Origin of the sequence: Phenylobacterium sp. (genome assembly GCF_044236515.1) — a bacterium.
GTDB lineage: Bacteria > Pseudomonadota > Alphaproteobacteria > Caulobacterales > Caulobacteraceae > Phenylobacterium.
In genome coordinates, this window is the sequence record NZ_JBIIGK010000014.1 from 20,845 (window position 1) to 33,715 (window position 12,871).

Annotated in this window: 11 protein-coding genes; 5 read left to right on the forward strand and 6 right to left on the reverse strand. The window is 70.0% G+C overall.

Annotated elements, in window-relative coordinates:
- Both smpB and dapA read right to left on the reverse strand, forming a co-directional pair.
- The gene (smpB, locus tag ACILRF_RS02855) at positions 1 to 474 is read right to left on the reverse strand and encodes an SsrA-binding protein SmpB (RefSeq protein WP_395670757.1); all 474 of its coding nucleotides are present in this window, start codon (positions 472 to 474) and stop codon (positions 1 to 3) included.
- On the reverse strand, positions 474 to 1,358 hold the full coding sequence (gene dapA, locus ACILRF_RS02860; protein ID WP_395670758.1) for a 4-hydroxy-tetrahydrodipicolinate synthase: 885 nt from the start codon (positions 1,356 to 1,358) through the stop codon (positions 474 to 476). The genes smpB and dapA overlap by 1 nt, the downstream gene beginning before the upstream one ends.
- Before the next feature lie 130 nt (positions 1,359 to 1,488).
- On the opposite strand from dapA, the gene ACILRF_RS02865 reads away from it, so the two are divergent.
- Positions 1,489 to 3,597: a transglycosylase SLT domain-containing protein gene (locus ACILRF_RS02865; protein ID WP_395670759.1), complete on the forward strand. Its 2,109-nt coding sequence runs from the start codon at positions 1,489 to 1,491 to the stop codon at positions 3,595 to 3,597.
- On the opposite strand, the gene ACILRF_RS02870 is transcribed toward ACILRF_RS02865, so the two are convergent.
- The 3 genes from ACILRF_RS02870 to ACILRF_RS02880 are packed head-to-tail and all read right to left on the reverse strand — an operon-like array spanning position 3,594 to position 6,099.
- Positions 3,594 to 4,349, reverse strand: a complete 756-nt coding sequence (locus tag ACILRF_RS02870) for an ABC transporter ATP-binding protein (protein ID WP_395670760.1) — start codon at positions 4,347 to 4,349, stop codon at positions 3,594 to 3,596. The genes ACILRF_RS02865 and ACILRF_RS02870 overlap by 4 nt on opposite strands.
- On the reverse strand, positions 4,346 to 5,332 hold the full coding sequence (locus ACILRF_RS02875; RefSeq protein WP_395670761.1) for a FecCD family ABC transporter permease: 987 nt from the start codon (positions 5,330 to 5,332) through the stop codon (positions 4,346 to 4,348). Before ACILRF_RS02875 ends, ACILRF_RS02870 begins: the two co-directional genes overlap by 4 nt.
- Positions 5,329 to 6,099 (reverse strand): ABC transporter substrate-binding protein, encoded by a 771-nt coding sequence (locus ACILRF_RS02880; RefSeq protein ID WP_395670762.1) that lies wholly within the window; start codon positions 6,097 to 6,099, stop codon positions 5,329 to 5,331. The genes ACILRF_RS02875 and ACILRF_RS02880 overlap by 4 nt, the downstream gene beginning before the upstream one ends.
- 152 nt (positions 6,100 to 6,251) lie before the next feature.
- Between ACILRF_RS02880 and ACILRF_RS02885 the strand changes: the two genes are divergently transcribed.
- Positions 6,252 to 8,333, forward strand: coding sequence for a PQQ-dependent dehydrogenase, methanol/ethanol family (locus tag ACILRF_RS02885; RefSeq protein WP_395670763.1), 2,082 nt, complete (start codon positions 6,252 to 6,254; stop codon positions 8,331 to 8,333).
- Here the strand turns inward: ACILRF_RS02885 and ACILRF_RS02890 are convergent.
- Positions 8,327 to 9,361: an endonuclease/exonuclease/phosphatase family protein gene (locus ACILRF_RS02890; protein WP_395670764.1), complete on the reverse strand. Its 1,035-nt coding sequence runs from the start codon at positions 9,359 to 9,361 to the stop codon at positions 8,327 to 8,329. The two genes, ACILRF_RS02885 and ACILRF_RS02890, sit on opposite strands and share 7 nt — an antisense overlap.
- A gap of 141 nt (positions 9,362 to 9,502) precedes the next feature.
- Between ACILRF_RS02890 and ACILRF_RS02895 the strand changes: the two genes are divergently transcribed.
- From ACILRF_RS02895 to ACILRF_RS02905, 3 genes are all read left to right on the forward strand, one after another.
- Positions 9,503 to 10,777 carry a DNA polymerase IV gene (locus tag ACILRF_RS02895; protein WP_395670765.1) on the forward strand — a complete coding sequence of 425 codons (1,275 nt, stop codon included), beginning with the start codon at positions 9,503 to 9,505 and terminating at the stop codon, positions 10,775 to 10,777.
- Positions 10,778 to 10,882: 105 nt separating this feature from the next.
- Positions 10,883 to 11,212, forward strand: coding sequence for an ATP-dependent Clp protease adapter ClpS (gene clpS / locus ACILRF_RS02900; RefSeq protein WP_395670766.1), 330 nt, complete (start codon positions 10,883 to 10,885; stop codon positions 11,210 to 11,212).
- A gap of 6 nt (positions 11,213 to 11,218) precedes the next feature.
- A partial coding sequence (locus ACILRF_RS02905; RefSeq protein ID WP_395670767.1) for an AAA family ATPase occupies positions 11,219 to 12,871 on the forward strand: 1,653 nt, incomplete at its 3' end.

Below are 12,871 nucleotides of genomic sequence, written 5' to 3' on the forward strand. Positions count from 1 at the left end.
TCAGCCCTTGTCGCGGAGCAGGCGCGCCTTGTCCCGCTGCCAGTCTCGCTCGGCCACGGTGTCGCGCTTGTCGTGGACCTTCTTGCCCTTGGCGAGGGCCAGTTCGAGTTTCGCCAGGCCCTTGTCGTTCCAATAGAGCTTGGTCGGGATGATCGTCCGCCCGTCGCGGTTCACCGCGCCGATCAGCTTGTCCATCTCGCGGCGGTGGAGCAGCAGCTTCCGGGGCCGCCTCGGCTCGTGATTGAAATGCGGACCAGCCTGGGCGTACTTCGGGATGTCGGCGTTCACCAGCATGACCTGATCGCCTTCCACGGCCGCATAGCTCTCGGCGATGTTGGCCTTGCCGTTCCGCAGGCTCTTCACCTCCGAGCCGGTCAGGGCGATGCCGGCCTCGAAGGTGTCCTCCAGGAAGTAGTCGAACCGGGCGCGCCGGTTTTCGGCGATCAGCTTGCCCGCTGCAGGGTTGCCGGCCATCAGGCCACGCCTGCGTCCTTCATCGCCTGGAGCACCTCGCGGCGGGAGGCCTCGGACGCGGCGACCAGCGGCAGGCGCACCTCGTCGGTGCACAGGCCGAGATGGGCCAGGGCGTACTTGGTCGGAGCCGGCGAGGAATCGGAGAACAGCGCCTTGTGCAGGGTGATCAACCGATCCTGGGCCTGCAGGGCCCCGGCCCAGTCGCCGGACAGGGCGGCGTCATAGAAGGCCGAGCACTGTTCCGGCGCAACGTTGGCGGTCACCGAGATGCAGCCGTGGCCGCCATGGGCCATGTAGCCGAGCGCGGTGGGATCGTCCCCCGACAGCATGATCCAATCTTCGCCGCACATCAGGCGCTGGAAGCTGGCGCGGGTCAGATCGCCGGTTGCGTCCTTGATGCCGATGATGTTCGGCAGCTTGGCGAGGCGGGCCAGGGTCTCGTTCGAGATGTCGGTGCTGGTGCGGCTCGGCACGTTGTAGACGAACACCGGCAGTTGCACGGCGTCGTTGATCGCCGCGAAGTGGGCGTAGTGCCCCTCCTGGTTCGGGCGGTTGTAATAGGGCGTTACGACCAGGGCGGCGTCGGCGCCGATCGCCTTGGCGTGGCGCACAAGCTCGATGGCCTCTTCCGTCGAGTTCGAACCGGCGCCGGCGATCACCGGGACCCGTCCGCGCGCGGTCTGGACGCACAGTTCGACGACCCGGCGGTGTTCCTCGTGGCTGAGGGTGGCGGTCTCGCCGGTGGTGCCGACCGGCACAAGGCCATGGACGCCGCCGTCGATCTGGCGCTCGACAAGGGCGACGAACGCCGCCTCATCGACGCGGCCGTTGCGGAAGGGAGTGACAAGCGCCGGAAGGACGCCCCTGAACGAGAGGTCGGTCATGGTCTTTCGCAAAAAGCCGTGAAGAGCGCGCTTGTTTGAGCGACGTTCAGAAAACGCGCGACATTATGGGGATGCGGGTTTGCCCCGCAATCTTCATATCGGCAAGTTCCGTCGGGGGACAAAGTTGCACGTGAACGTCCGAAAAGCGCTTCTCCTCTCCGGTATGGTCATGCTCGCCGGCACTCTGGCGCGGGCGCAGGCTCCGGACCCCCTCGGCGACCTGATCGCCGCCCAAGCGCCGCCCGAGGCCCCTGCCCCCGTCGCGCATCATCAGACTGTGCGCCGGCCGCTGTCGGACGCCGACGCCGCCAGCTTCCGCCGAGCGGTCGACGCCGGACGCCGCGGCGACGCCGCGGGCGCCCGCGTGGCGATCGGCCAGATCGGTGATTCGCTGGCCCGGAAGACAGCGACCTGGGTGCTGGTCGACGCCAATTCGACGTCACTGAGCTTTTATGAGGCGGACCAGGCGCGCCGCGACCTGGCCGGGTGGCCGCGCGAGGCCCGACGTATCGCCGCCGCCGAGCGCCTGATCGAGACCTCCGGCAAGTCGCCCGCCGAGGTCGTCGCCTGGTTCCAGGGCCGCGAGCCGCAGACCGCCGAGGGGGCCATGGCCCTGGGGTCGGCGCTGCGCGCTGCCGGCAAGCCCGCCGAGGCCACGAGCCTGATCCGCCGCTGGTGGCGCGACCGCAGCTTCGAGGCGGACGCGCAGCGCAGCATGCTGGCCCGGTTCGGCGACATCCTGACCCAGGACGATCATGCCCGGCGCGCCGACATCCTGCTCTACGGCCCGCAGGGACCGGCGACGCGCGACATCGTCGCCTTGCTCCCGGCTGACCAGCAGGCGGCGGCGGCAGCGCGGATCGCGCTTCGGGCCGGCTCCTCCAACGCCAACGCCCTGGTGAACGCCCTGCCCGCTTCGGTCGCCCAGAGCCCGGGCGTCGCGGTCGAGCGCGCCGCCTTCCTGCGCAGGGCCGGCATGGACACGCTGGCCGCCGCGCAGCTTCCGTATTTCCCCCGCGAGGCGTTGACCGCCGAGCAGGCCGACAAGATCTGGTACGAGCGGCATCGCCTGGTGCTGGCGGCGGTGCGGGCCGGCGATGCGCGCGCCGCCTATGCGGCGGCGGCCGACAGCGGCCTGACCAGCGGCGGCGACGCGGCGGACGCCGAGTTCTACGCCGGCTGGCTGGCGCTTTCGAAGCTCAAGGACCCGGACCGGGCGGCGCGCCACTTTGCGAACCTGGAGAAGATCGGCGCCTCGCCGATCACGCGCGGCCGGGCCCGCTACTGGCAGGGCCGCGCTGCCGAAGCCAAGGGCGACCACGCCGCGGCTCAGCAGTTCTACGCTGACGGCGCCCAGCACTACGGCACCTTCTATGGCCAGCTGGCGGCCGAGCGGATCGGTCTCGACCTGCACCTCGGCAAGGACCCGGCGATCAGCCAGGCGCACCGGGCCAAGTTCGAGGGCCGCGAGACGGTGCAGGCGACGCGGCTGCTGTTCGACCAGGGGTACCGAGATCTGTTCCGGGTGTTCGCGCTGTTTCTGGACGACAACCTCGACACCCTCGAAGACCAGGCCCTGCTGGTCGACCTGGCGCGAAACTACGGCGACCAGGACACCTCGATGAAAATCGTCCGCGCCGCCGCGCAGCGTGGCTTCCTGCTGCCCGAGCGCGGCTATCCGCTGCGCACGCCCCCGCAAGTGGCGAACGGGCCGGAGCCGGCCCTGGTGCTCGGCATCACCCGCCAGGAAAGCGGTTTCGACCCGCTGGTCCGCTCGCAGGTCGGGGCGCGCGGCATGATGCAGGTGATGCCGGCGACGGCGCAGATCGTCGCCCGCCGCAACGGCATGGACTATTCGCCCGCCCGCCTGGATGACCCGGACTACAACATGCGGCTCGGATCGAGCTACCTGGGGCAGCTGGTCGGCCAGTTCTCCGGGTCCTACATCATGGCGACGGCCGGCTATAACGCCGGGCCGGGGCGGCCGACCCAGTGGTCGGCGTTCTGCGGCGACCCGCGCGGCGGGAGCACGGACCCGATCGATTTCATCGAGTGCATCCCATTCTCGGAGACCCGCAACTACGTCATGCGGGTGCTCGAGGGGATGCAGATGTACCGCGCCAAGCTGCACGGCGGGCGGGTGCCGATCACCCTATCCAACGATCTGCGGCGCGGCGGCTACGGCTATCCGCCCGCGGCGACGCAGACCGCCAGCACGGACGCGGCCGCGACCGACTAAGCGCGGCGGGCGGCGAGGACCGGACCGGCGTCGGTCTCGATCAGGCGAGCGGCGAGACCGAAGACCTCGAACAGCACCTGCGGGCTTAGAGCATCTTGCGGCGCGCCCTCGGCGACAACGCGACCGTGGTGGATCACCACCAGCCGGTCGCAGGCGCGCGCGGCCAGGCCGAGATCGTGCAGCGTCAGCACCACCGCCGCGCCCCGGCTCGCCTCTTCCCGGAACAGGTCGAGGGCGAGGAGCTGTGCGTCGGGGTCAAGGCCAGCCGTCGGCTCGTCGGCCACCAACAGCGGCGCGCCGGTGACAAGCAGGCGGGCGAGCAGGGTCCGCGCCCGCTCGCCGCCGGACATGTCGAGGACGCCGCGATCTTCCAGCCCCGCTAGGCCGACCCTCGCCAGGGCGGCAAGGGCGCGCGCCTGCGCCTCGCCGGGCTGCGCGTCCGGCGCCCCGAGGGCGGCGATCCGCCAAGCGGAGAGGTTCCATCCGATCCGACGCTCCTGGGGCAGATAGGCGGCGAGCGCCGCGCGCTCGGCGTCCGAGAGGCGATCGACTGGCCGCCCGCCCAGTTCGGCCGTCCCCGCGTCGAGGCGGGCAAGGCCGAGGACGGCGCGCAGCAAGGTGGTCTTTCCGGCGCCGTTGGGACCGACGACGCCGACGACCTCGCCCGGCGCAGCCACGAGACCGGCGCCGTCCAGCACGACCTGCCGATCCCGCTGCACCCGGGCGTCGCGAAGGCGCAGGGCCGGCGTCATCCGCGCCAGCTCCGTGCCGCGCGCCAGGCGATCAGGGCGAACAGCGGCCCGCCGAACAGGGCGGTGACGACGCCGAGCTTCAGTTCCTGTTCGGTCGGGATGATACGCCCCGCCAGGTCGGCCGCGGTCAGCAGCACTGCGCCGGCGAGGGCGGAGGGCGCGAGGATCCGACTCGGCCCCGAGCCGACAGCGGCGCGGACGAGATGGGGCGCGGCCAGGCCGACGAATCCGACGATGCCGGCGGCCGCGACGGCGGCGCCGGTCAGGATCGAGGCGCCGGCGACCGCGGCCGTGCGCAGCCGGCGCATCGGCAGGCCGGACATCGCGGCCGTCTCCTCCCCCAGGCTGAGCATCACGAGGCCACGGGCGGCGTAGGCGCACAGGCCGGCGCCGAGCGCCATTGGTCCGAGGGCGCGCGTAAAGTCGGCCCAGTCGCGGTTGGCCACCGAGCCCAGCAGCCAGGCGAACACCTCCGCCAGGGTGACGGGCGACGGCGAGAAGTTGAACACAAGCGAGGTGACGGCGCCGGTGAACGCCGAGAGGGCGACGCCGAACAGGATCAGCGCCTCCGGCTCGCGGAACCGCGCAGCCACCAGCGTCAGCAAGAGGCCGGCCAGCAGGGCGGCGACCAGCGCGGCGGCCTCGATGGCGCCAGGCATCACCGCGAGGCCGAGGGAGATGGCGAGGGCGGCCCCGAGCCCGGCGCCGCCGGCCACGCCGAGCACGCCCGGATCGGCCAGCGGATTGCGCAGGAGGCCCTGCAGCACCGCGCCCGACAGCCCCAGAGCCGCGCCGACGAGGGCGGCGGTGGCGACGCGCGGCGCCCGGATGGCGAACAGCACCTCGCCGGGTCCTGAGTCCGGCGCGCGGAGCGCCTCGGCGATCTGCGCGGCCGAGAGCCGCGTCTCACCGAGCAGCAGGCCGGCCGCCAGCACGGCCAGCAGCAGGCCGGCTAGGACCAGGTTGAGCGAAAGCTGCCTCATCGCCGCGCCGCCAGGGCGAGCTGCTCGGCGGCCTCGGCCGCGCCCCAGTCGGGACAGCCGAGCATCGATCCCGGAAGGCTGGCGACCGCCCGCTCCGCGACGATCCGCTGCAGAACGCGATGACGGCCCGCACCCCAATGGTCACCGGCCAGACGGAAAGCGTCGAAGAAGCCCAGCACCACCGTCTGCGGCGGGGTCAGGGCAAGGCTCTCGAGGGAGATGGTGTGGAAACCCGGACGCCGCTCGGCGTTTGCGAGCCCAGCCGAGCGCAGGACGGCGTCGATCAGGGTGCCGCCCCCGGCGGTTACGCCACCGGGCGTCACGTAGAGCACGCTGGCCCCTTTCCAGGCGCCAGCGGCGCGGGCAAGGCGCGCGTCCATCTCGGCGACCAGCGCCTCGCCGCGCGCGGGCTGATCGAGGGCGGCGGCGACCTTGCGGATATTGCGTCGGACGCCCGCGAAGTCGCCGGCCTCGTCGATGGTGACGATGCGGACGCCGCGCCGGGCCAAGGCGTCGGTCAGGCGGGGATCGCCGCCCCAGTATCGGACGGCGACGTCCGGCCGGGCGGCCAGCGCGCTTTCCAGGCCGACCCGGCGCAACGGCAGGCCGCGGGCCGAGGCGCGCAGCCGGGAGTCGGGATCGTCGGCGCGAGGCGACAGGCCGGCGATAGCATGACGCGGACTGATGGCCAGGACGAACTGGTCGGCGCACTGGTCGAAGGAGACGACCCGTGGCGCCGGCGCCGCCGGCGTCGCCGTCAGGAGCATCGCGGCCCCCGCCGCCGCCAGTCTGGATGTGGATCTGCGCATGGGCCCTTGTCGCCCGATAGCGGCGCTGGCGGCCGCCCGCAACCCGCGATCACTTGCCGCCCGCGTCCGGCCAGGGCTAGCTCCTGACATAAGGTCTGGGGGAGCGTTCGATGTCGTCGCCAAGGGTGTTGGCCGCGGTGGGTGGAAGCCTGCTGCTTTCCCTTTCGGTCGGCTGTGCCCGACCGCCCGCGGACGTCGACGGGGCCAGGATCGCACGCGCTGACGCCGAGCCGCAGAACTGGATGTCGTACGGCCGCACCTACGGCGAGGGCCACTACAGCCCACTGGACAAGATCAACGCCGGGAACGTCGGTGATTTGGGCCTGGCCTGGAGCGTGGACTTCGACACCCATCGCGGCCAGGAGGCGACGCCGATCGTCGTCGACGGGGTCATGTATGTCTCGACTGCCTGGAGCGCGGTGCGCGCGTTCGACGCCCGCACCGGCGAGCCGCTGTGGACCTACGATCCGCAGGTCCCCCGCGACACCTTGGTCAAAGCGTGCTGCGACGCAGTCAACCGCGGGGTCGCGGTGTGGAAAGGCAAGGTGTTCGTCGGCACGCTGGACGGCCGGCTGGTCGCCTTGAACGCGGGCACCGGCGCGCCGGTCTGGAGCGTCCTGACAACCGATCCTTCAAAGGCCTACACGATCACTGGGGCGCCGCGCGTGGTGAAGGGCAAGGTGTTGATCGGCAACGGCGGCGCCGACATGGGAACGGGCATCCGCGGCTACGTCAGCGCCTACGACGCAGAGACCGGCCGGATGGCCTGGCGCTTCTACACCGTCCCGGACCCGTCAAACCCGACCGAGACCGCCGCCATGACGATGGCGCTGAAGACCTGGAAGGGCGACCTCCTGAAGGTGCGCGGCGGCGGCGGCACCGTCTGGGACGCCATGGCCTACGATCCCGAGCTCGACCTGCTCTACATCGGGGTCGGCAACGGCCAGCCGTGGAACCAGGCCGAACGCAGCCCCGGCGGCGGCGACAACCTGTTCCTGACCTCGATCGTCGCCTTGCGGCCGGACAGCGGCGAGTACGTCTGGCACTACCAGCAGAACCCGGGGGAGACCTGGGACTACACCGCTACCCAACCGATCATCCTGGCTGACCTGACGATCAAGGCGCAGGCGCGCAAGGTGCTGATGCAGGCGCCGAAGAACGGCTTCTTCTACCTGATCGACCGGACCAACGGCCGGCTGATCTCGGCCGAAAAGTTCGTGCCCGTGAACTGGGCGAGCCGCATCGACCTGAGGACCGGCCGACCCGTGGAGAACCCCGCCGCCCGCTACGAGGTGACAGGCAAGCCGGCGATCGTCTGGCCCTCCGCCCGCGGCGGCCACAGCTGGCAGCCGATGTCGTTCAGCCCGAAGACGGGCCTCGTATACATCCCGGCGCAGGACACCAAGCAGGTCTACGGCGCCGAGCCCGGCTATGCGCCGCGGAAGGTCGGCTTCAACACCGGCGTCGTCGAGGACGGTCCCGTCGCCGACGCCGAATGGGCCGCTGCTCCGCCGTCGCGCGCGTATCTGCTGGCCTGGGACCCGGTGCGGCAGAAGGAGGTCTGGCGTGTCGACCGCCGCCGGCCGGCCGGCGGCGTGCTGACCACCGGCGGTAACCTGCTGGTCCAGGGCGAGCCCGGCGGTCACGTCACCATCCTGCGCGCCGACACCGGCCGGGAACTGTGGCGGTTCGACGCCCAGAGCAATCCGATGGCTGGGCCGATCACCTATGCCGTCGGCGGCGAGCAGTTCATCGCGGTGATGGCCGGCTGCGGTGGGGATTTCGGCGACGCCTGCGGCCTCGTCGACAAGTCGGGTCGCAAACCCATCGTCGACCGCCTGCTGGTATTCAAACTGGGCGGTAAGGGCAGGCTGCCGCCGAGGCAGGAGCCGATGCCCCACGCCTTCTTCCGGAGCTCCGATACCTTCCCGGCGGCGCAGGTCGCCCGCGGCCGCAGGCTCTTTGACCAGTACTGCTTCGTCTGCCACGGCGGCGAGGGTCGTGGGGGGCTGAACCCCGACCTGCGGCGGTCCGGTTATCTCGAAGGCGACGGCTTTGCGCAGGTGGTGCTGAACGGCGCCTTGCGCGACGCCGGGATGGCTTCGTTCGCCGGCGTCCTGAGCGCGGCGGATGTGGCGGCGATCCGAGCCTATGTGATCGGCGAGGCGCGGCGCGCGGCGGCCGCTCAGTAGGTGTACGAGACGCGGGCTCCGAGGGTCTTGAACTGTGGCCGGACTTGCAAGCCGCGTTCCAGCCGCGCCTGATCGCGCGGCTCGGGCGTCCACGACAGCCGGTAGCGCACGACGTAGCCGTCGTGATCCGAGAGACGGGCGCCCGCCCGGCCATCGAAAGCATGACCGGCGGCCAGCGGCCGAACCGGACCGGCGAAGGCCTGGAGATCCTGAGACGCCAGCCAGGGCCGCTCGCCAGGCGCCGGCTGGGCGCACGCGCCGCCCTGGGCGCAGTACTCGCTGACAACGGTGAACGGGCGCTCGGCGGCCTTATGATAGTAGCGATCGGGGGCGTTCTTGACGTTGAAGTCGCCGCCGACCAGGAGCGGCCGCTCGGCGCTGGCGTTGTCGGCGATGAAATCGAGCAGTTCCTCGGTCTGCCGATTATGCGCCGCCAGCGACCGGGCCAGCGGGACCTTGGCCGCGCGGCGGGAATTGAGGTGGGTGTTGACGAGGTCGACCTCGACCGGGACGCCGTTCAGGGCCACGCGGACCAGCATCGCCCCCTTATTGGCCAGGCAATCGAAGCCCGCGCAGGCGGCATAGGGACGGCTCTCGACCTTGACGATCGGCAGGTCGCTTAGGACGTGAAGGCCCCCGCCGGTGAGCTTGCCGAGCCCCTCTCCGGAGAGTGCATAGCGAAGCGAGGCGCGGACGCCGTGCCCCTTGGCTTCGGCCGGAGGTCGCGCGCCGCGCCGCGGACCTTCGGCCCAGTAGGCGTACCCGCTGGCCTGGACGAGATCGGCGACTTCCGAGCGGAACCCTTCCTGCAGAAGCACGACCTCCGGCTGGCGTCCCTCGCGGCGCAGTGCCGCCAGCTCCGCGCCGATCGCCTTCAGCGCCTTTGCACGGCCGGGCGCGACCGGCCACGGCAAGCCCTTCACATTGTAGGTCAGGACGCTGATGTCATAGCTCTGCGTAGCCGCCACCGCGTGCGGAACCTCCGCGCCAGCCATCGCCGGAGCCATCCCAAGCATCGCCCAGTGCATCGCCGGATCTCCAGAGGGAGGGAACCTGACGGCGGGCTGTTTCGCGCGAGTCCGTGACGGCGGATTGAAGTCGGCGCTGCCGATTGATGACAAGCGCTGGCGGGACTCGGCCCCGGCCCTTCCGCGTGTCAGAAACGGGCGATGAAGGCGCTGTGTCGCGACTGCTTCTGGACCGGCGAGGACGCCGCGCGGCGGTGCCCCGCGTGCGGCTCGCCACGCGTGCTGGCGCACGACGAGTTGTCCGGCCTGGCGATCGCCCACATGGACTGCGACGCCTTCTACGCCACCGTCGAGAAGCGCGACCGCCCGGAGTTGCGCGACCGGCCGGTCATTGTCGGCGGCGGAAAGCGCGGGGTGGTCACGACCTGTTGCTATATCGCCCGGATCTCCGGGGTACGGTCAGCCATGCCGATGTTCAAGGCGCTGAAGGCGTGCCCCGAGGCGGTGGTCATCAAGCCGGACTTCGCCAAGTACAAGTTCGAGAGTCAGCGCATCTTCGGCATGGTCGGCGAGCTGACGCCGCTGGTGCAGACCCTGTCGCTGGACGAGGCGTGGCTGGACCTTTCCGGGACCGAGCGGCTGCACGGCGCGCCGCCGGCCCTGACGCTAGCGCGGCTTCAGGCGAGGATCGAGGCGGAGACCGGGCTCACCGTCTCGATCGGCCTCGCGCCCAATAAGTTCCTGGCCAAGATCGCCTCCGACTTGGACAAGCCGCGCGGGTTTTCGGTGATTGGCGGCGCGGAGGCGCGCGCCTTCCTGGCGCCGCGCCCGGTCGGCCTGCTGCCCGGCGTGGGCCCGGCCATGGTCGCCTCCCTCGAGAAGGCCGGCTACCGGACCATCGGTCAGCTGGCGCTGGCGAACGTCAAGGACCTCGCCGAGCGCTGGGGCGCGCATGGCCTGCGGCTCGCCGACCTTGCCCATGGCCGCGACAGCCGGGCGGTCAATCCCAACGAGGGGCGCAAGGGGATCAGCGCCGAGACCACCTTCAACAACGACCTGGCTGCGCTGTCGGACCTCGAGGACATGCTGGCGCCGCTCTGCGAGAAGGTGGCCCGGCAGGCGAGGCGCGCCGGCGTCGCCGGCCGGGTGGTGACCCTGAAGCTCCGGACCACGGATTTCCGCATCGTCACCCGGCGGCGGACCATTCCCGTCGCCACCCAGACCGCGAAGACGCTGTTCGCGGTCGGCCGCGAACTGTTGGCCAGGGAGGCGGACGGCCGGTTCTGGCGGCTGATCGGCATCGGCATCGCCGACCTCGTGGAGGCGGAAGTCGCCACCGCCGACTTTTTTGCCGGCGACGAGCGCCGGGCCCTGGCCGGAGAGAAGACTCTGGACGCCATCCGCGCCCGTTTTGGGCCCACCGCCGTGACGTCAGGCCGCATCCTCAAAGCCACAGCGGCGCGCAAGGACGACTGAAACCGACCGGCGAGCCGGCCATATGCCATTTGAGCCCTTCCAAATGCGAATGTTTGCCATATCTAATTCCATGGAAGGCGGGCCCGCCTTCCAGGAGATCCGCGCATGAGTGAGCGCAAACAGGGTGGTCAGGACACCGGCGTTCGCTCGGCGGTCATCACCCAGACGAAGCCAAAGACGCAAAAGCCGTCGATGTACCGCGTTCTTCTGCTGAACGACGACTACACGCCGATGGAATTCGTCGTCTATGTGCTTGAGCAGTATTTCAACAAGTCGCGCGAAGACGCGACTCGGATCATGCTTCATGTCCACCAGAACGGCGTGGGCGTGTGCGGGGTCTTCACCTACGAAGTGGCGGAAACAAAAGTGGCCCAGGTCGTTGATACGGCACGGCGGCATCAACACCCGCTACAGTGCACCATGGAAAAGGATTAAGGCCTCTTGCCTTCATTTTCGCGCCAGCTCGAAGAATCCCTTCATCGCGCGGTCGCCTACGCCAACCAGCGAAAGCACGAGTACGCTACGCTAGAGCACCTGCTGCTCTCCCTGGTCGACGACGAGGATGCCGCTGCGGTGATGCGGGCCTGCGACGTGGATCTCGGATCCCTTCGCACCACCCTGACCAACTACGTCGACAACGAGCTGCGCTCGCTGGTCGTCGACGACGGCGAGGACGCCAAGCCGACCGCCGGCTTCCAGCGCGTGATCCAGCGCGCGGTGATCCATGTCCAGTCGTCCGGCCGTGAGGAAGTCTCCGGCGCGAACGTGCTGGTGGCGATCTTCTCCGAGCGTGAGAGCCACGCCGCTTACTTCCTGCAAGAGCAGGACATGACGCGCTACGACGCGGTGAACTATATCGCCCACGGCATCGCCAAAAAGGCCGGCGCGGCTGAAGCCAAGCCGATCAAGGGCGCCGAGGACGAGGACAAGCCGAGCGTCAAGACCGGCGGCGAGGCCCTCGAGGCCTATTGTGTCGACCTCAACGAGAAGGCCAAGCAAGGCAAGGTCGATCCGCTGATCGGCCGCATGGCCGAGGTGGAGCGCGCCATACAGGTGCTGTGCCGCCGGACGAAGAACAACCCGCTGCTGGTCGGCGATCCCGGCGTCGGCAAGACCGCCATCGCCGAGGGCTTGGCCCGCAAGATCGTCAACAAGCAGGTGCCGGAAGTTCTGGCCGGCGCGACCATCTTCTCGCTCGACATGGGCGCGCTGCTGGCCGGCACCCGCTATCGCGGCGACTTCGAGGAGCGGGTCAAGCAGGTCGTCAAGGAGCTGGAAAACCACCCTGACGCCATCCTGTTCATCGATGAGATCCACACGGTGATCGGCGCCGGCGCAACGAGCGGCGGGGCGATGGACGCCTCGAACCTGCTGAAGCCGGCCCTGGCCTCGGGCGCCCTACGCTGCATGGGCTCGACGACCTACAAGGAATTCCGTCAGCACTTCGAGAAGGACCGGGCGCTCGTCCGTCGCTTCCAGAAGATCGACGTCAACGAGCCGACGGTCGACGACACGATCAAGATCCTGAAGGGTCTGAAGACCTACTACGAGGACTTCCACAAGCTTCGGTACACCAACGACGCCATCAAGGCGGCGGTGGAGCTGTCGGCGAAGTACATCACCGACCGCAAGCTGCCAGATAAGGCCATCGACATCATCGACGAGGCCGGCGCCTCGCAGATGCTGCTGGCCGAGGGCAAGCGGAAGAAGACCATCGGTCTGAAGGAAATCGAGGCGGTCGTCGCCAAGATCGCCCGCATCCCGCCGAAGTCGGTCTCCAAGTCGGACACCGAGGCGCTGAAGCAGCTGGAAAGCGACCTGAAGCGCGCCGTGTACGGTCAGGAAGAGGCCATCGAGCAGCTGTCCGCCGCCATGAAGATGGCCCGCGCCGGCCTGCGCGACGCCAACAAGCCGATCGGCTGCTACCTGTTCACCGGCCCGACTGGCACCGGCAAGACCGAGACGGCTCGCCAGCTGGCCTCCACCCTCGGCATCGAGCTCCTGCGGTTCGACATGTCCGAGTACATGGAGCGCCACACGGTCAGCCGCCTGATCGGCGCTCCCCCCGGCTACGTCGGCTTCGACCAGGGCGGC